Raw genomic sequence first — 17679 nt, forward strand, 5'->3', positions numbered from 1 at the left:
TTCCATCTTCTGTAACCGTAGCAATTGTTTCAATAATTTTCATATCATTCCTCCTTTTTACTCCATTACTGCTAACACTGCTTTCGGCAACAACTTATCTTTAAACCAAACAATCCTAGCAGGCACATCATTTAATTGAACTCCGGCTTTCTCCAGATTCAATCGCTCAGAAATAGCCAAAATTAAATCATCACGTCCTGCACGCCGCACCTGTGAAAACTTCTTTTGTAAATATTCTGGTCGCCAATAACCAACTATTTCTAATAACAGCGATCGCCCATCAGGATGGACTAATCTAAAATCAGGAATCATCACACTTCCAGGAATAGGAATTAAGTCAACTTCTCGCTCTAACACCCAATCCGTTTTTGTTGACTCCCACTTATCAGCAAAAGACTCTTCCAACATACTGTCGTATGGTTTACCAGTGGAATAATGAGACACCAAACCGCATTCAGAATTGAGAGTAAAACGTCCCGTTTTCCATGTATTTGTGTATGGATCACGAATTTGTAATATTGTGGAAAGACTCCATTTTGTGACATGAAGTAAAGCCGGAATCAGCTTCGCTATAGCCAAACCATAACGTGTACTTGGAGTAAACAAACTCGTCGGACCATCAATTGTAATTGTAAAACCGTGGTCAGCATCTCCCTCAATATAAGACATTAATTGAAACAACTTGAGGTAGCGAAACAAAAGCTTATATTGTCCAGGCACATTGCGATGAGCATTTATCACCAACTGACTTGCTCTATAAAACACCCCCTGCACCTGAGATAAATTGTAGCGATGCAATAAATCATGGGGTGCTGGTGCATCAAAAGCAGTTAAAATTTTATTCTCAGACAAATCCGCATATAACCCCTCACGAACTTGTTTCGGCAAAACTTCACGTTCAAGTTCATGACTCAATTCATCAGCAATATGAGTTAAAGTCGTTTCTGTCAACTCGCGACTCGGAGGAGACTTCGCCGCCAAAGCAAAAACCCTTTCTCGTAACATTTGAGGTTCCAAAGGACTCACCACCTCAAAAGTACAGAAACTGCTTTTGAGGATATAAGCTAAACCCCGCTTGACTCTATAATCTGGAGTATCCCCCTCCAACTCTGACAATTGACGCTCAAGCGCACCCTGAGTCTTACCTACCGCTTCCTGAAAACAACTTGTTAACTCAGTGGCGATCGCCAAATGATTATCATCAATCTTCAGTCTCTTCGGGATAATTTCTTCCCCATTTTGTCTGTGACTTAGTAATTCTGTTGGTAACATTGAAATTTTGAACCGCAGAGCAACGCAGATACAGCAGATTGCAGGTAGATAGAGTATACTAAAGTAAGTGCATCAAAGCTTGAAAATAAAACCATTATCAATCGACTTTCGAGAAAAAATAATTAAACTGAACTGATAAGCGTGCAAATGTACTAAACGAGCGCTTCGTTTTCCATAAACAAAAATCGCTATTTAGTACAACTCTCGTATCCTGTACTTTTTACCACTACCGTGTTGTTTAGAACTGTGCTTTGCGGCTTTAATCAGATCGGCTGCTTTCTCACCAATCATAATGGTGGGCGCGTTCGTATTTCCCGTGGTGATCGTTGGCATGATCGAGGCATCAACGACACGCAATCCCTTCACCCCATGTACCCGGAGTTCAGGATCTACAACCGCCATTGGGTCAGTTCCCATTTTGCAAGTGCCGACAGGATGAAACACAGTCCCGCAAACCTCCCGAACATAAGCAACGAGTGCTTCATCGCTTTGAACCTCGACACCGGGAGCAATTTCCTCACCTCGAAACTCATCAAAGGCGGTTGAATGAAACAAGTCGCGAAAGAATCGAATCCCTGCCACTAGCTTTTGCACATCGGATTGACTTTGCAGATAGTTCATCCGAAGGATCGGGGCATCGGTGGGGTCAAGCGATTGGGCAAAGCCCACGCTTCGCGAACGTAAAGCGACACTGCCAATGTTCTGGGGATGGGTCAAACTAACATAGCCTGTGAACCCCGAATCAACCTGGGCATACCCAGGAGGTGACAAAGGATTGGCATTGAAGAAAAGCAGCAAATCTGGCGCGACATCCAGATTTCCCTGGCTATGCATAAACATTGCAGCTTCACTAAGACCATTACCAGTGGCAGCAGGGTGCACCTCCTGAGTTGCCTTGTAGGGCACGGGAAAGCCAACGTGGTCTTGCAGGTTTTGACCCACACCCGGCAGATCGACGACGACTGAAATCCCCATTGCTTGCAGGTGTTCTGCATTCCCAATGCCAGAAAGCATTAGCAGCTTGGGCGAATCGAACGCGCCCGCACTTAAAATCACTTCCTGACTGACTCTAACCTGGTGTAGCGTTCCAGAGTGCAGGTATTCCACCCCGATAGTGCGAGTCTCCTCAAACAACAATCGAGTCACCAACGCACCTGTTTGCACTGTTAAGTTCGGACGATCCAGAATCGGCGTGAGAAATGCAGCAGCAGTACTGTGCCGCTTACCATCTTTGATTGTAAACTGAACCGGTCCTACCCCTTCCTGCTGCTCTGCATTAAAATCAGGATTGTACTCATATCCCATTGCCACCGCTGCTTCTACAAATCGTTGAGAAATCGCAGCAGGAGACACGATATCTGTGACGCTCAACTCCCCATCCACACTGTGATATTCCGAAGCACCACGTTGCTGATGCTCAGATTTCTTGAAATAGGGCAAGACATCTTGGTACGACCAACCGGGGTTGCCCACTTCCTGCCAGTGGTCAAAGTCGTGATGATTGCCCCGCACATACGCCATGTAATTAATCGAACTGCTGCCCCCCAAGACTTTACCACGGGGACAAAAGATTTTGCGATCGTTAAGGTACGGTTCAGGTTCCGAGAAATATTTCCAGTCTACCTCGGAGGCAGGTAAATTCCTAGCTTCCCGTGGGATTTGAATCTCTGGTTTCGTATCCCGAGCGCCTGCTTCAAGCAACAACACAGTTGTTTGGGGGTCTTCTGTGAGACGGTTGGCAACCACGCAACCTGCTGAGCCTGCACCAATCACAATATAATCATATCGAGACATTTTAAGTTCAGTTTAATTATTTTTTCTCAAAACTCGATTGATAATGGTTTTATTTTCAAGCTTTGATCCACTCACATTAGTGTACTCTTTCTACCTGCAATCTGCTGTAAATACAGATAACTATTGAAACATTATCAGCTTTCATCCGTATTTATCGGCGGTTTCTTTTGAACTTTATAATTTATCTCCAACTGCTCAGCAGCCTTAAGACTCTTTTCCTTTCCACTCCCATAAATAACCTGTAAATTCCCTTTCTTCTCCCTCTTTTCTTCGTGCTCTTGGCGTCTTGGCGGTTCGTTTTTCTTCTCCACACCTCTTCTCCTCGCCGAAGTCCCCTCCTCACTCGTATCCTCCGCCACCACCTCGTACAAAATCGCCTGCTTCTTATTATCCTTACCTTTTCTTAAAACCCTGCCCAATCTTTGAATATACTCCCGTGTCGAACCTGTACCAGATAAAATAATCGCAACAGAAGCTGCAGGAACATCAACACCCTCGTTCAACACATGAGAAGCAACCAGAGTTTTAAACTCTCCCTCTCGAAATTTTGTTAAAATTTCATGCCGTTCCTTGACAGGAGTTTGATGAGTAATTGCTGGAACTAGAAAATTTTGAGAAATGTGGTAAACTGTCGCATTATCAGCAGTAAAAATCAAAACTCTTTCTGGATAATGTTCTGTTAAGATATCAGCAAGAACTCTTATCTTCCCATCAGTACCCAAAGCAATCTCTTTGGCTTGACGGTGTGCTAACATGGCTCTACGCCCAGCTTGCGATCGCGCACTCATTTGCACAAATCTCTGCCAGCCTTGAAGACTCCCCAAAGAAATCTTTGATTCCTTCAAAAAATCATTGCGAACTTGAATCAGTTGAGTGTACTTTTCCCGCTCATTTTGTGATAATTTCACCTTAATTTGCACAACTTCATGTTCTGCTAACGCCTTTCCTGCTAAATCCTCAGCCCTTTTGCGATAGACTTCTCTGCCGATTAAAAAATTCAAGTCCGCGTGTTTACCATCAGTGCGTTCGGGTGTCGCAGATAGTCCCAAACGGTAGGGTGCGATCGCATATTCCGCAATCACCCGACTAAAATCTGTTGGCAAATGATGACATTCATCAAAAATTAACAAAGCATACAGATTCCCCAAACTTTCCGCATGGATAGCCGCACTATCATAAGTGGCAACAAGTACAGGTGTTCTATCTCGCGAACCACCGCCAAGTAACCCAACCTCAGCATCAGGAAACGCCGCCTTCAAATGAGCATACCACTGATGCATTAAATCCAGTGTTGGCACGACAATCAGCGTTGTGCGCGGCGTCGCTTGCATCGCCATTTGCGCCAAATACGTCTTTCCCGCTGCGGTGGGAAGCACGACGACTCCTTGTCTTCCCGCGAGTTTCCAAGCAGCTAACGCCTCACTTTGGTGGGGATAAGGTTCCATTTCCAGACTGGGAACTAATTCTATCGGATAAAACGCCTTGGCTTCATCGATAAAATTAATTTCTTGGGCTTGCATTGCTTCCACCAAAGCACGGTATTGAATAGCCGGAATGCGGAATTTTTCTACTCTGTCATCCCATGTAGCAAAATCCATCCAAGCCCTGCCGCGTGGTGGTGGATGCAAAATTAATGTGCCACGATCAAAAGTTAGTGTGGGCGTGCGAGCCATTTTTGCTTTTCCCGGCTTTTTTTAAAATGTAAGATTTGTCTCACTTTTTATTATTAATGTAAAAGCTGTTACTACTAACCCCGCGATGATCACATCTAACATAATATGGTTTGCTATAAGCGGCTGAATTCGAGATCGGAGCGTGTTAGTGACAAAATATAGCCTCTTGGCTGTACTCAAGCCAGAATAAACATAGCTAGGAACAAATCACTCAGGCATACAATCTAGCTTACGCGGAATGTGTGATAATAAACCGCGCATACAGTCATACAACTAACAAACTATAAAATCGTGCAATATAACGAATCTATTGATGAGTTGGCTGCACTTCTGCAACAGCCGGCTGATTTTGAATTTGAACTACCTGATCCCGAAGATGAGGAAATTCCTGAACCGGAATTTCAAACGCAGCTAGATGTGGCTTGGCAGGTGTGCGATCGCTTTGATTTGCAAACCGACATTTGGCGAGGACGAATTTTACGCGCTGTTCGCGACAGAGAGAAAATAGGCGGTGAGGGACGAGGTGCTGGTTTTCTCAAATGGCTCAAAGAACGAGAAATTGGCAAAAGTCAAGCATATGCTCTGATTCAACTAGCCAACAGTGCTGATACCCTTTTAGAAGAAGGAAGATTAGAACCATCAGCCATCAATAACTTTAGCAAACGGGCGTTTATCGAAACAGCCAAAGCAGCGCCAGAAGTTCAACAGATGGTTGGTGAAGCAGCCCAAAAAGGCGATCGCATCACCAGACGGGAAGTACGTCAAATCAACGACGAATGGACAGCAATGTCTTCGGAGTTGCTACCCGAACCAGTCAAGATAAAAGCAGCAGAAAATTCTCTTCCTCCCCGTTACATCGCGCCACTGGTGAAGGAGATGGAGAAATTGCCAGAGTCTCACCAAAACGCGATTCAAAAGGAAATATCCCAAAATCCTGACATAGATACCATCAAGCAAGTCACCACAGATGCTCGTAATCTGGCAAAATATCTCAAAGCAGCAGCTCAAGTCCAAGCGCTAAACGCTCAAGAAGTTGACATCGAAACAGCCTTGATAGAAGCTCAAAGAGTTGGCTGTCTGAGCATAGCAGCAGACTTAGTAAATCAAGCATCCCAACTAGAGCAAATGATTGCCAAATTGTACATGAGTTGGAAGAAAATTGGTAATCTATCAGACCGTTTGTATGTGGATACGGGTGCAAGTACACCACGCTTGCGAGAACTTCTGGAATGCTTGGAACCTCTTGGCGGTGAAGTTATGGAATTACAACTGAGTGGTGGGACTGAACACACTATCCGCTTGCAGATACAGGAGACTAGTTAAAAAGTAGGCTGTGGGGAGTGGAGAAAACACAAATACGCGCGTGCTGTTGAATACGAACCGTGTCCTCCCCTGCTTCGTCTGGTTCTTTTGAAACAACAATCAGAACTTCGTTACCTCCATAGGCAGTTTTGTACTACTATACAAATTAAGTCTGCAGTGTAGGCTCAACCTAATTTGCAAGATTAGGGCTTGGTTTGATAAATCACGACTTGCTTTCTGGGCTTTGCTTTTCAGGAATCAACTGCCAAGACGTTGTAGATGTAGATGAATCCTGTATCAAAACCGGTTTAAAAATTGTTGTTAATTGTTATTGTTCCTAGAGGGTTACGACTAGCAATCAAGACTGACATTTTACTAAGTTTCCTAGTCAAAACTAAGTAAAAAGGCTACTATGTATATATTTCATTACATACAGTGAGTTTGCAAAAAGTTGCGAAGATAAGTTTGTTAGCGAGAGTGTTGTTAATCTAACTACTCAGTATATTGTGTGAAAAAAGATGAATCAATATAACCATAGAATAAATAATGGTGAGCTTTCTAACATAATGCCTTTATGGAAGTTTTGCACTTTATATATTTTTACTTTGGGTATTTATCAACTCCCCTGGGCGCATAAACAATGGAAATTTCTCAAAGAACGCAATAATCCAAAAATTAGTGCCTGGTTTCGCTCTTGGTTTTTACCTTTTTACTTATACAGTTTATCTCAAAAACTATTTGCCCTAGCTGAAGAACAAGGATATAGAGAAAAGCCTTCACCTTTTCGGGTGACGTTTTTTTACTGGATATTTTATGTGCTAGATTTTCACAATTCACTGCAGCTTGTATGGTTATTAAGCTTCATTCCATTATTAACTGTATTAAAGGCAGTGAATTATTATTGGCAACAACAACAGCCAAACATACGAGTCAACGAATCTTTCACAGGTAGAGAAATTGTGTGGATGGTATTTGGTGTAATTTTATGGATATCAAACATTTATGTTTACTTGAATAGAAATAAAACATAAGTCAATCTACGTTGAGCGGTGATTAGCGAATAACGTTGATTGTTAGCGTTTTGATAGAGGCTTCATAGTACTCCATTCCCCAATAACCATCAAAAGTATGAGCTACTGCCTCAATCCCAATTGTCAAAAACATCAAAATCCTGAGCATGGAAATTTCTGCATAAGTTGCGGGACAAAGCTGCTGCTGAAAGACAGATACCGTGCCATAAGTCAGCTAGGTGAGGGTGGATTTGGTAAAACATACCGCGCAGTCGATCAAGACAGAATGAATGAATTCTGCGTCATTAAGCAATTTTCACCGTCACCAGAAATTCAAGGAAATTCACAAGCGTTAAACAAGGCAATTGAATTATTTAATCAAGAGGCAATTCGGCTGTACGAACTAGGGATGCATGAGCGCATTCCCAATCTCCTCGCCTCTTTTGAACAGAACAAATGCTTGTATCTGGTACAAGAGTTTGTCGATGGGCAAAATTTATTACAGGAATTGGAACGATATGGAGTATACAACGAAAGTCAGATTTGGCAATTTCTAAATGATTTGTTACCAGTCCTGAAGTTTATTCATGAACGCGGCGTTATTCACCGGGATATTAAGCCCGAAAATATTATCTGTCGCCAGAAAGATCGTGCTCTTGCTTTAATTGATTTTGGAGTTTCCAAACAAGCTTCGGGCACTGTTATGTCTGTGAACCGGGGTACAATGGCGGGTACTCCAGGCTATGCTCCGAATGAACAAATCCGCTCTGGTGAAGCATATCCAGCCAGTGACTTATATGCTTTAGGTGCAACTTGTTTACATTTAATTACAGGAATCCACCCTTCTAATCTCTACAGTTCCTGGGAATCTCGTTGGTTATGGCGAGAACACCTGGAAAAAACAGATGTAACCATCAGCAAAAGGTTAGGGGAAGTCTTAGACAAACTACTACAAGAGCGAGTGGGTGATCGCTACCAATCAGTTGATCAAGTATTAAGAGATATACACGCCACAACTTCATCTGCTAACATTCCAGAAACAGTTATCTCTAACCCAACACCACCATCAACCATTACTCAGACATGGGAGTGCTTACACACTCTCACAGGTCATGCTGCCTCGGTGCGTTCTGTTGTTATCAGTCCAGATGGTCAGACAATTGCTAGTGGTAGCGATGATAGTACCATTAAACTGTGGCATTTAGGCAGCGCCAGCTTAATTCGCACCCTGACATCACACTCAGGCTTGCTGAAACGCGAGGCAACTTGGTTTACTTGCTTAGTGTTTAGCCGAGATGGTCAAACATTAGCCAGTGCTAGCTTAGATAAGTCTATCAAAATTTGGGATTGGGGTAGTGGTAAGCACATTCGCAATTTGAAAGGACATTCCGACTCGGTTTATGCGATCGCCATCAGCCCAGATGGTCTATCTCTTGCCAGTAGTAGTAGGGACAACACAATCAAAGTATGGTCTCTACCCACTGGGGAACAAATTCGCAATCTTATGGGGCATTCTAACTCGGTTTGTGCCCTTGCTATCAGTCCAGATGGTCAAACTCTTGTCAGTGGTAGTCGAGATAACACGATTAAGGTGTGGAACCTAATAAGCGGGAAGTTGCTTAGCACTTTCACTGGGCATACAGACTGGGTTTCTGGTATTGCTATCAGTCCTAATGGTAAGACATTAATTAGCGTCAGTCGCGACAAAACTATTCAACAGTGGCACTTAAACAATGGCACAATGATTCGTAGCTTAGTCGGTCATTCTGATTGGGTAAGTGCTGTCGCTATTAGTCCTAATGGTCAAATTCTCGCCACTGGAAGTCGGGATAAAACTATCAAGTTGTGGGACATGGGCAATGGGCAACTCATTGCTACCCTTACCGGACATTTAGATTTGATTCATTCTCTCACTATCAGTCCAAATGGAAAGAGCATTGTCAGTAGTAGTAATGATGGTGCAGTAAAGATTTGGCGATGTCACTAACGATGAACAGGCGCTGCTATAAATTGCTCAATTCTTCTGTTGAAAGACGCACAACGCGCGATCGCGCACTAAGCTAGAATTAGCAAAAGCAAGTAAAAGTTAACCTGTCTCCCAGGTATCGTGATAATGGACTAAAAACCAGCTATTTTCCCCTAAAACACAAGATAGTGCCTTATTAGGAACAAAGGATGTCAACAACTCGACAACTAAGGGTAATAATACTATAACAGCAGCTAGCAGTAGAATTCCTAGCCTTGGGGAAGTTTTCAATTTAGCTGCTAGGCTACCCTTGCTGAAGTCTCCTTCTAAAGGTCTATGTTGAGAGTGCTTGGCGTTTAGGATTTTGGATTCGTCATCCATCATGAATCCCCTGTCTCTGTTATTGCCTACTTGTTTTGTGAATTAGCTTGAGCTAATCCCACCAGCAAAAGCTAATCTATAACATAGAGACTTGTTAAGTAAAATTAAATCATAGTTACCCTTGCCCTTATTTCACGGGCAAAACTCGATTCTTGTATAAGATAATTCATTTCACGGGAGTGAATGTACAATGCAGCAGCTTGTAGATCAACCAGAACTTGACTTCCAGAGCGAAGTATACAAAGACGCTTACAGCCGGATCAATGCGATTGTGATAGAAGGCGAACAAGAAGCCCACGCAAATTATCTCAAACTCGCTGAGTTGCTGAGCGAAAATCAAGATGAACTCATTCGCCTTTCTAAGATGGAAAGTCGCCACAAAAAAGGATTTGAAGCTTGTGGGCGCAATCTGAAGGTAACGCCAGATATGCAATTTGCTCAAGAGTTTTTTGCTCCATTGCATCAAAATTTTCAAAAAGCAGCCGCTGAAGGTAAAGTCGTTACTTGCTTGCTGATTCAGTCTTTGATTATTGAATGTTTTGCGATCGCCGCATACAACATTTACATCCCAGTCGCTGATGATTTTGCTCGTAAAATCACTGAAGGAGTAGTCAAGGATGAATACAGCCATCTCAACTTTGGCGAAGTATGGTTGAAAGAACACTTTGAACAATCCAAAGCGGAATTAGAAGAAGCAAATCGCCAAAACTTGCCCATAGTGTGGAAAATGCTTAACTCTGTTGAGGATGATGCCCGCACCTTAGCTATGGAAAAAGAAGCTTTAGTAGAAGATTTCATGATTCAGTACGGAGAAGCCCTTAGTAATATTGGTTTTTCCACCCGCGAGCTCATGCGTCTGTCTGCCTACGGAATCACCGGATAGGAGAACAGGAAATTCAAAGTTCCCACTTTTTGAAAGAGTAGGAATTAGGGATCTACCCCTGCGGGGGAATTTAAAATTATTCATTCAAAGTTCAAAATTATTTTTTTGAACTTTGAGTTTTGAATTTTGAATTTTCAGCAGCGAGTGGGGCTTGCATCCTTTTTTTGAATTTCTCAAAAGCCAGAGCAGACTCTCATTTGGTGGTTAGTTTTTGTGTAGTATTTTGAAGGGTTAATTATATCTTAACCCGCCTATTCCACCCTTCTAACGAAGGATACGCGTCACAACATCGTTCATGTTTGGTCTAATCGGACACCTTACTAGTTTAGAACACGCGCAAGCAGTAGCCAAAGAATTGGGCTACCCAGAATATGCTGATCAGGGGTTAGATTTTTGGTGCAGCGCTCCGCCCCAAATTGTCGATAACATTACAGTTACCAGTGTTACCGGACAAAAAATTGAAGGGCGGTATGTAGAGTCAGGCTTTTTGCCAGAAATGTTGGCAACTCGTCGCATAAAAGCTGCAACACGCAAAATCCTCAACGCTATGGCTCATGCTCAAAAGCACGGGATAAGTATTACAGCTTTAGGCGGATTTTCTTCAATAATTTTTGAAAACTTTAATTTAGAGCAATTCAAACAAGTCCGCAATATTAAATTAGAGTTTGAACGCTTTACCACAGGTAACACTCATACAGCATACATCATTTGTCAACAGGTAGAAAAAGCGTCGAAGCAAGTAGGCATTGAACTATCAAATGCAACGGTTGCTGTATGCGGGGCGACTGGAGATATTGGTAGTGCTGTTTGTCGTTGGTTGGATGCAAAAACAGATGTTAAGGAACTGTTGCTAGTAGCCCGTAACCAAGAACGCCTACAACAGCTGCAAGACGAACTGGGGCGTGGAAAAATCCTGTCTATGGAAGAAGCACTTCCCCAAGCTGATATTGTCGTTTGGGTTGCTAGTATGCCTAAAGGGATGGAAATCGATCCCAAAGTTTTAAAGCAACCTTGTTTGCTGATTGATGGTGGCTATCCAAAAAATCTCGCAACTAAAGTTCAGCATCCAGGTGTACACGTCCTAAATGGTGGGATTGTGGAACATTCCCTGGATATTGATTGGAAAATTATGGGCATCGTCAATATGGATGTTCCAGCACGCCAGTTGTTTGCTTGTTTTGCAGAATCAATGCTATTGGAATTTGAGAAGTTATACACTAACTTCTCTTGGGGGCGCAATCGGATTACTGTAGAAAAAATGGAGCAAATTGGTCAGGTATCAAGAAAGCATGGATTTAGACCACTCCTGGTTTAGTGATTAGTCATAAGTCATGAGTTATTAGTTATGAGCTAGTGACTCATGAGTCTAGAAAATCCCCTTGCCCCACACCTCAATTTTTACTCTTCACTTTTTTCGTCAAAAAATGGCTACTACCGAGCGTAAACCGCTACTGTTGGATTTTGAAAAGCCGCTAGCAGAACTGGCAACTAGAATTGAGCAAATTCGGCAACTTGCAGAAGAAAACGGCGTCGATGTTTCTGGTCAAATTCGTCAGCTAGAAGCACGCGCCATGCAACTGCGTGAAGAAATATTTGGTAGTCTATCGCCGTCTCAGCGACTACAAGTCGCTCGTCATCCGCGCCGCCCTAGTACCCTTGATTATATTCAAGCTATCAGTGATGAATGGATGGAGTTACATGGCGATCGCTGTGGTTCTAACGACCCTGCCTTAGTTGGTGGTGTAGGTCGTTTGGGCGGACAACCTGTGGTTATGCTGGGTAATCAAAAAGGGCGCGACACAAAAGACAATATTGCCCGTAATTTCGGTATGGCTTCCCCTGGAGGCTATCGTAAGGCGATGCGGTTGATGGAACATGCCAACAAGTTTGGCATGCCAATTTTAACTTTTATCGACACGCCAGGAGCTTTACCTACAGTCGTAGCTGAACGACAAGGTGCAGGAGAAGCGATCGCATACAACCTACGTGAGATGTTTTCCTTAGATGTGCCGATAGTTTGTGCTGTTATTGGTGAAGCCTTTTCTGGCGGTGCATTGGGTATTAGTATTGGCGATCGCCTGCTGATGTTTGAACATGCCGTTTACACTGTGATTACTCCTGAAGCCTGCGCTGCTATTTTGTGGAAAGATGCTGCCAAAGCCCCCCAAGCAGCAGCTGTCTTGAAAATGACAGCACCGGATTTGAAACACTTGGGAATCATCGACCAGATATTACCTGAACCCATTGGCGGTGCTCATTCTGACCCTCTGGGAGCAGTTACCACTCTCAAGCAAGCCCTCTTAGACAATTTGGAGGAACTCAACCGCTTGGCTCCTAGTGAACGACGCCAAATGCGCTACGAAAAGTTCCGGAAAATTGGTGTCTTTACTGAACTGTCCCACTCATAAGACCTCAGCTACTTGATCACAATAGCGGCAATGCTATAATTGCCTATGTCATTTAAAGATTTTTAACAATCTTTTAAGTCATAGGCATTTGTATTTTTAGTCATGAGTCAACTGCTAAGCCTTATGTTCTGTCCCTATGGGTAATATAGAAACTTGTAGTTTTTAGTAGGAGGTACAAACCGCGTACTCGTTAAACTACTAAGCTGACTATCCCCTTGAATTATGATATGAATTTCTAGGGAGTAGGAGCGCAAATGTCTTACCTATTCCAGTACGAGCGGCTATGCTGTACAGATATTAGCGGTTTGTACAACTTTTACAACTGTCATCTACAGTTTCTTCTAACCCTATGGAATATGTGAAATGGGGTAAATATCTCTTCGCAATACAAAATAGCAATTGTCGAAGAAAGTTAATCGGATTCTTAGGTTTGTTTAATCTATCCACACTACCAGACTTATATAACAGAGTAGTGACGTGGTTATCAAACCGTTAAACAATTTGAAAGTTAATTCTTGAGCTTCCTTTGCTACTACAACAGGCAGTTATTCATGAATTGACTATCGTGCCTGGGGCTGGCACACTCTAGCGAGTCATTTGTCTATTGTCTTTAGTTTTTGCTAATAATACAAGACTCATGACTGCTGACTCATTGCTCCTAATCAAACCTTAACTAAAACTCGACACCATGACTATTGCTCCTTCCGACGGAACCAATTGCTCTCAACAATCTCCTCTGATTCCAGACTTGACGGAAGCCATCTCTACAAGACCAGATCGCAACACTCACAATGGGCAGCAAGCTGAGTTGCACCCGCAAACAGAGGAGCAAATGGAGCAAATGATGGACGCGGTGCGGACTCTACTGGTGGGTGTTGGAGAAGATCCCGAACGCGAGGGATTGCTGAAAACACCCAAGCGGGTAGCAGAGGCAATGAGGTTTCTCACCAGTGGTTATAACCAATCTTTAGAAGAAATCGTCAACGAAGCCATCTTTGATGAAGGTCATAATGAGATGGTATTAGTACGGGACATCAACGTTTTTAGCTTGTGCGAACACCATATGTTGCCATTTATGGGCAAAGCTCATGTTGCCTATATCCCTAATCAAAAAGTTGTGGGATTGAGCAAGCTTGCTCGTATTGTCGAGATGTATTCCCGACGCTTGCAAGTGCAAGAAAGGCTCACTCGCCAAATTGCTCAAGCAATTCAAATGATTCTAGAACCACAGGGAGTTGCCGTTGTGATGGAAGCTACACATATGTGCATGGTTATGCGGGGTGTCCAAAAACCTGGTTCTTGGACTGTGACAAGCGCAATGCAGGGTGTATTTCAAGATGATCATAAAACTCGTGAAGAATTCTTCAACTTAATTCGTCACCAATCATCGTTGTTCTAACCTACATTCCGCACCCTCAGGTGTCACATTACGAATTTTTAGGGAACGCTTAACAGTGAACAGTGAACAGTAAACAGTGAACAAGGGGTGGACTTTGTCCGTTTCCTACCTGATAACTGGTAACTGATAACTGATAACTGTTAATTACACTCAGCACTTTGAATGCAGCTTTTCAAACAACTTAGCTACCTTGTCTAAATCCTTATCTCCTGGGGCACGTTCTACACCACTCGATAGGTCAATGCCACTAGGGGTTATCTGAGTCAAAGCCTGTATAATGTTCTCTGGAGTGAGTCCCCCCGCCAAAAACCAAGGACAGCTAGGGCTGAATTGCTGCAACATTGTCCAGTCTAGAGTTGTGCCTGTACCACCTAGTTGCTGTGGATGGTAAGCATCAAGTAACAGCGTATCTGCGTTTGAAGTATAAGTTTCAGCTTTTTCAGTATCTTCAAAACTACGGATTCTCAAAGCTTTAATGATTTCTATATCTGGTAGCAATTGACGCAACTGCTGACAAAATTCCGGGGATTCATCTCCGTGTAATTGAACGCCAGTTAAGCCAGAATGAACTACTGTTTGAGTAATTTCAGGAACAGAAGTATTGGCAAAAACTCCAATTTTGTCGATTTTTTCGGGCAGTTGTTCCACAACCGCCCGAATTTGCTCTATATTGATATAGCGCGGTGAGGTTGGAACACAAATAAATCCTAAGGCTGTTGCACCAAAAGAGGCGATCGCCTTCCCCTGTTGTGGTTGAGTTATTCCGCAAATCTTTACCCGCATAGATATTTTTGAGAAATAATAGTAGTAATAGTTACATCAAACCTAAATTGTATAAACAATTTCAAGTTCTTTCCTTTATGATTCTATAATCTTTATGGTTTACCAATAAGCAGTCAGCGCATAGCTAGCCATATGCTAATGACTGACCACTTGTCAATTTTTCTATTTAGGAGATAAAAGCTTGATTTCATCTATCTTACTAGCAGCAGCCGCCACCACTGTTCCCGCAACACCTGAGTGGAATCCTACTGTAGGAATCATCATCAGCGTCAGCTGTTTAGTAGCTCTTTTGCTGACATCGTTTACTAAATCTCCCAAGGTAGGTCCCAAACTGCCCGTACTTCCCGTAACTCTTCCAGGATTCATTGCTGCTATGTGTTTTGGGCATATTGTAGGGATTGGCATTGTTCTGGGGTTGACAAATCTCGGTGGCATCTAGATTTTGAGAGAGATGTTTTATGACAACATCTCTGTATCCCCGACCATAGTCTTTTTTAAGTACCGTAGCGTACACATAAACTCAAAGCCTCGGCTTCGCTGGACTTTGACGCGGCAGGTTTTTTCTCTTTCAAGTCATCTTTTGAAGCAGAGAAGACCTGCCACTTATATTTTTAACTCTTAAATAACTGCGCCCTAGTTTGAGTTTTGCTCGCTCTTCAGAATTGTCTATTCTAGAAATTGGAGTCTATATAACCAGCCATTGCTGATTTTCCAAATTTCAGTAAGCAAAAGTTAGTGAGGCAAAAGGATATATGTGTAAAAAAGAACATATAAAACGTATTTCTGAGCGATTAAAAATATCTAGTTTTAGGAAAATGTGATGCAAACAAATTGGAAAATCGGGTCTTTATTCGGAATCCCACTGTTTTTAGACCCCCTGTGGTTTGTGATTTTAGGGTTGGCAACCCTTAACTTTGGGGTGGCTTACCAAACATGGGGAACGACTCTAGCTTGGAGTGGTGGAGTGGTGATGGCATTACTGCTCTTTGGTTCAGTATTATTGCACGAATTGGGTCATAGCTTAGTTGCGCGATCGCAAGGTATAAAAGTCAATTCGATTACTCTATTCCTGTTTGGTGGTATTGCTTCTATCGAAGAAGAATCCAAAACCCCAGGAAAAGCATTTCAAGTCGCAATTGCCGGACCATTCGTGAGTGTTGTCCTGTTTGTCCTCCTCAGCCTGCTAGTAAATGTTTTGCCTGATAACAGTCCTGCTAACGTCATGGTTAGAGATTTAGGCAGAATCAACTTAGTTTTGGCACTGTTCAACCTGATTCCTGGTTTACCCTTAGATGGCGGACAAGTTTTAAAAGCAGCACTTTGGAAAGTAACAGGGAACCGCTTTCAAGCTGTACGGTTAGCAGCAAAAGCAGGACAAATTTTGGGTTATGGGGCGATCGCCCTAGGTCTAGCAGTAGATTATTTTACAGGGGAATTAGTCACTGGTTTGTGGATAGCCTTGTTAGGTTGGTTTGGTATCCGCAATGCCACCACCTATGACCGCATAACAACATTACAAGAAACCTTACTCAATTTAATTGCCGCCAATGCAATGACTCGTGAGTTTCGCGTCGTCGATGCTAATCAGACTTTGCGTTCTTTCGCCGACTCCTACCTTTTGGAGACTAACACTCCTGGAGTTTATTTTGCCGAATCTGATGGACGTTACCGGGGCATCATTTCCATAGACGATTTGCGCCTTGTGGAAAGAAGTGAATGGGAAACCCTCACGGTGCAAAGTATAGTGCATCCCCTGACAGAAATTCCCACTGTTGTTGAGTCAACTCCTATAGCAGAGGTGATTAACAAGCTGGAAAATTAACAATTACCCCGCATCACGGTGCTTTCTCCTGCTGGTGCTGTGGCTGGTGTGATTGATCGAGGGGATATTGTGCGGGAATTAGCACAAAAGTTAAATTTGCGGATCACCGAAGCTGAGATTAAGCGGATAAAAGAGGAAGGCAGTTATCCGCCTGGTTTACAATTGGGAGTTATTGCAAAATCGCTGCAATCGTAAACTGTTTTTAGCATACTTGGAGTGCACCATTCAACAAAGTAAAGCACCTCAAGTATGCTTTAAAAAAAAATCTTGTTTTGTAACAAATTTTATAGTTCTGGATAAAATTGTTCCTGTTCTTGTGAGGTCTTAATATGAGGCTATGCAACGCCAAGACGTTTAAAGTACAGGAGTCAAACACCTATGTATGATGGTTTGAAGTGTCATGAATTAGACAAGAATCATAAATTTTGGACAGGAATTTTACCTGATGAATTGCATTTGAATCAAGCAGAACTAAATAATCTCTGGGATATACATCCATGTGATGCTCATGAAATCAAAATGTATGGGCGTTTTGTTAAAGCACCACGTTGGCAGCAGGTTTATGGAGTAGATTATCACTATACAGGACGAGTCAACAAAGCTTTACCTATTCCGTTATTGCTTGAACCGCTTGGACAATGGAGTAAAGAGAAGATAAATAATCACCTCAATGGAATGGTAGTCAATTGGTATGATGGCAAGTTAGGTCACTATATGGGAAAACACCGCGATAGTACTACAAATATGCTCAGTGGCGCACCGATTGTTGTTATCTCATTTGGAGAAGAGCGCATATTTAGATTACGTCCTTGGAAAGGGGAAGGCTATAAAGACTTTGTGACAAAACATGGTTGTGTGTTTGTCATACCTTATGAAACCAATCAAGCTTGGACTCATGAAATTCCCTTTTCAAAGAAATATCAAGGTCAAAGAATTTCGCTCACACTTCGAGCTTTTGATGTGATGTAAGAATTTGGAATAGAATT

General features: G+C 42.6%; 14 protein-coding genes and 1 pseudogene. 10 read left to right on the forward strand and 5 right to left on the reverse strand.

Annotated features, from left to right (window positions below):
- Window positions 1-57: 57 nt before the first annotated feature.
- The 3 genes from AC5590_RS09815 to AC5590_RS09825 all read right to left on the reverse strand — a co-directional run bounded on the left by AC5590_RS09815 (window position 58) and on the right by AC5590_RS09825 (window position 4739).
- Window positions 58-1272, reverse strand: coding sequence for a DUF790 family protein (locus tag AC5590_RS09815; protein WP_169263753.1), 1215 nt, complete (start codon window positions 1270-1272; stop codon window positions 58-60).
- Between the two features lie 192 nt (window positions 1273-1464).
- Window positions 1465-3066 carry a GMC family oxidoreductase gene (locus AC5590_RS09820; RefSeq protein ID WP_169263754.1) on the reverse strand — a complete coding sequence of 534 codons (1602 nt, stop codon included), beginning with the start codon at window positions 3064-3066 and terminating at the stop codon, window positions 1465-1467.
- A 134-nt stretch (window positions 3067-3200) separates the two neighbouring features.
- Window positions 3201-4739, reverse strand: a complete 1539-nt coding sequence (locus AC5590_RS09825; protein ID WP_169263755.1) for a DEAD/DEAH box helicase family protein — start codon at window positions 4737-4739, stop codon at window positions 3201-3203.
- 291 nt (window positions 4740-5030) lie between these two features.
- On the opposite strand from AC5590_RS09825, the gene AC5590_RS09830 reads away from it, so the two are divergent.
- The 3 genes from AC5590_RS09830 to AC5590_RS09840 all read left to right on the forward strand — a co-directional run bounded on the left by AC5590_RS09830 (window position 5031) and on the right by AC5590_RS09840 (window position 9038).
- A complete protein-coding gene (locus AC5590_RS09830; protein WP_169263756.1) occupies window positions 5031-6062 on the forward strand; it encodes a hypothetical protein in 1032 nt (343 codons plus the stop codon).
- Between the two features lie 497 nt (window positions 6063-6559).
- Window positions 6560-7072: a hypothetical protein gene (locus tag AC5590_RS09835; protein WP_169263757.1), complete on the forward strand. Its 513-nt coding sequence runs from the start codon at window positions 6560-6562 to the stop codon at window positions 7070-7072.
- A gap of 97 nt (window positions 7073-7169) precedes the next feature.
- Window positions 7170-9038 (forward strand): WD40 repeat domain-containing serine/threonine-protein kinase, encoded by a 1869-nt coding sequence (locus AC5590_RS09840; protein WP_169263758.1) that lies wholly within the window; start codon window positions 7170-7172, stop codon window positions 9036-9038.
- A gap of 99 nt (window positions 9039-9137) precedes the next feature.
- Here the strand turns inward: AC5590_RS09840 and AC5590_RS09845 are convergent, their stop codons facing one another.
- A complete protein-coding gene (locus AC5590_RS09845) occupies window positions 9138-9401 on the reverse strand; it encodes a hypothetical protein (RefSeq protein ID WP_169263759.1) in 264 nt (87 codons plus the stop codon).
- Window positions 9402-9588: 187 nt separating this feature from the next.
- On the opposite strand from AC5590_RS09845, the gene AC5590_RS09850 reads away from it, so the two are divergent.
- From AC5590_RS09850 to folE, 4 genes are all read left to right on the forward strand, one after another.
- The gene (locus AC5590_RS09850) at window positions 9589-10281 is read left to right on the forward strand and encodes an aldehyde oxygenase (deformylating) (protein WP_169263760.1); all 693 of its coding nucleotides are present in this window, start codon (window positions 9589-9591) and stop codon (window positions 10279-10281) included.
- Window positions 10282-10576: 295 nt separating this feature from the next.
- Window positions 10577-11596: a long-chain acyl-[acyl-carrier-protein] reductase gene (locus tag AC5590_RS09855; RefSeq protein WP_169263761.1), complete on the forward strand. Its 1020-nt coding sequence runs from the start codon at window positions 10577-10579 to the stop codon at window positions 11594-11596.
- A 109-nt stretch (window positions 11597-11705) separates the two neighbouring features.
- Window positions 11706-12689, forward strand: a complete 984-nt coding sequence (locus AC5590_RS09860) for an acetyl-CoA carboxylase carboxyltransferase subunit alpha (protein ID WP_169263762.1) — start codon at window positions 11706-11708, stop codon at window positions 12687-12689.
- 688 nt (window positions 12690-13377) lie between these two features.
- Complete coding sequence (gene folE, locus AC5590_RS09865) at window positions 13378-14088, forward strand: GTP cyclohydrolase I FolE (protein ID WP_169263763.1); 711 nt, start codon at window positions 13378-13380, stop codon at window positions 14086-14088.
- A gap of 150 nt (window positions 14089-14238) precedes the next feature.
- Here folE and AC5590_RS09870 read toward each other — a convergent pair whose 3' ends face one another.
- Window positions 14239-14871 carry a phosphoribosylanthranilate isomerase gene (locus AC5590_RS09870; RefSeq protein ID WP_169263764.1) on the reverse strand — a complete coding sequence of 211 codons (633 nt, stop codon included), beginning with the start codon at window positions 14869-14871 and terminating at the stop codon, window positions 14239-14241.
- 181 nt (window positions 14872-15052) lie between these two features.
- Between AC5590_RS09870 and psaK the strand changes: the two genes are divergently transcribed.
- From psaK to AC5590_RS09885, 3 genes and pseudogenes are all read left to right on the forward strand, one after another.
- Window positions 15053-15310 carry a photosystem I reaction center subunit PsaK gene (psaK, locus tag AC5590_RS09875; protein WP_169263765.1) on the forward strand — a complete coding sequence of 86 codons (258 nt, stop codon included), beginning with the start codon at window positions 15053-15055 and terminating at the stop codon, window positions 15308-15310.
- Window positions 15311-15691: 381 nt separating this feature from the next.
- Window positions 15692-16888, forward strand: a pseudogene (locus AC5590_RS09880) (site-2 protease family protein).
- A 183-nt stretch (window positions 16889-17071) separates the two neighbouring features.
- Window positions 17072-17662, forward strand: coding sequence for an alpha-ketoglutarate-dependent dioxygenase AlkB (locus tag AC5590_RS09885; protein WP_169263766.1), 591 nt, complete (start codon window positions 17072-17074; stop codon window positions 17660-17662).
- The last annotated feature ends 17 nt before the right edge of the window (window positions 17663-17679 follow it).

Source organism: Brasilonema octagenarum UFV-OR1, from assembly GCF_963888615.1.
Taxonomy (GTDB): domain Bacteria; phylum Cyanobacteriota; class Cyanobacteriia; order Cyanobacteriales; family Nostocaceae; genus Brasilonema; species Brasilonema sennae.

Bases quoted from the DNA above. Each gene is read 5' to 3' on its own strand.
- AC5590_RS09815 (WP_169263753.1), bottom strand. From the start codon at position 1,272: ATGTTACCAACAGAATTACTAAGTCACAGACAAAATGGGGAAGAAATT.
- AC5590_RS09820 (WP_169263754.1), bottom strand. From the start codon at position 3,066: ATGTCTCGATATGATTATATTGTGATTGGTGCAGGCTCAGCAGGTTGC.
- AC5590_RS09825 (WP_169263755.1), bottom strand. From the start codon at position 4,739: ATGGCTCGCACGCCCACACTAACTTTTGATCGTGGCACATTAATTTTG.
- AC5590_RS09835 (WP_169263757.1), top strand. From the start codon at position 6,560: ATGAATCAATATAACCATAGAATAAATAATGGTGAGCTTTCTAACATA.
- AC5590_RS09840 (WP_169263758.1), top strand. From the start codon at position 7,170: ATGAGCTACTGCCTCAATCCCAATTGTCAAAAACATCAAAATCCTGAG.
- AC5590_RS09845 (WP_169263759.1), bottom strand. From the start codon at position 9,401: ATGATGGATGACGAATCCAAAATCCTAAACGCCAAGCACTCTCAACAT.
- AC5590_RS09850 (WP_169263760.1), top strand. From the start codon at position 9,589: ATGCAGCAGCTTGTAGATCAACCAGAACTTGACTTCCAGAGCGAAGTA.
- AC5590_RS09855 (WP_169263761.1), top strand. From the start codon at position 10,577: ATGTTTGGTCTAATCGGACACCTTACTAGTTTAGAACACGCGCAAGCA.
- AC5590_RS09860 (WP_169263762.1), top strand. From the start codon at position 11,706: ATGGCTACTACCGAGCGTAAACCGCTACTGTTGGATTTTGAAAAGCCG.
- folE (WP_169263763.1), top strand. From the start codon at position 13,378: ATGACTATTGCTCCTTCCGACGGAACCAATTGCTCTCAACAATCTCCT.
- AC5590_RS09870 (WP_169263764.1), bottom strand. From the start codon at position 14,871: ATGCGGGTAAAGATTTGCGGAATAACTCAACCACAACAGGGGAAGGCG.
- AC5590_RS09885 (WP_169263766.1), top strand. From the start codon at position 17,072: ATGTATGATGGTTTGAAGTGTCATGAATTAGACAAGAATCATAAATTT.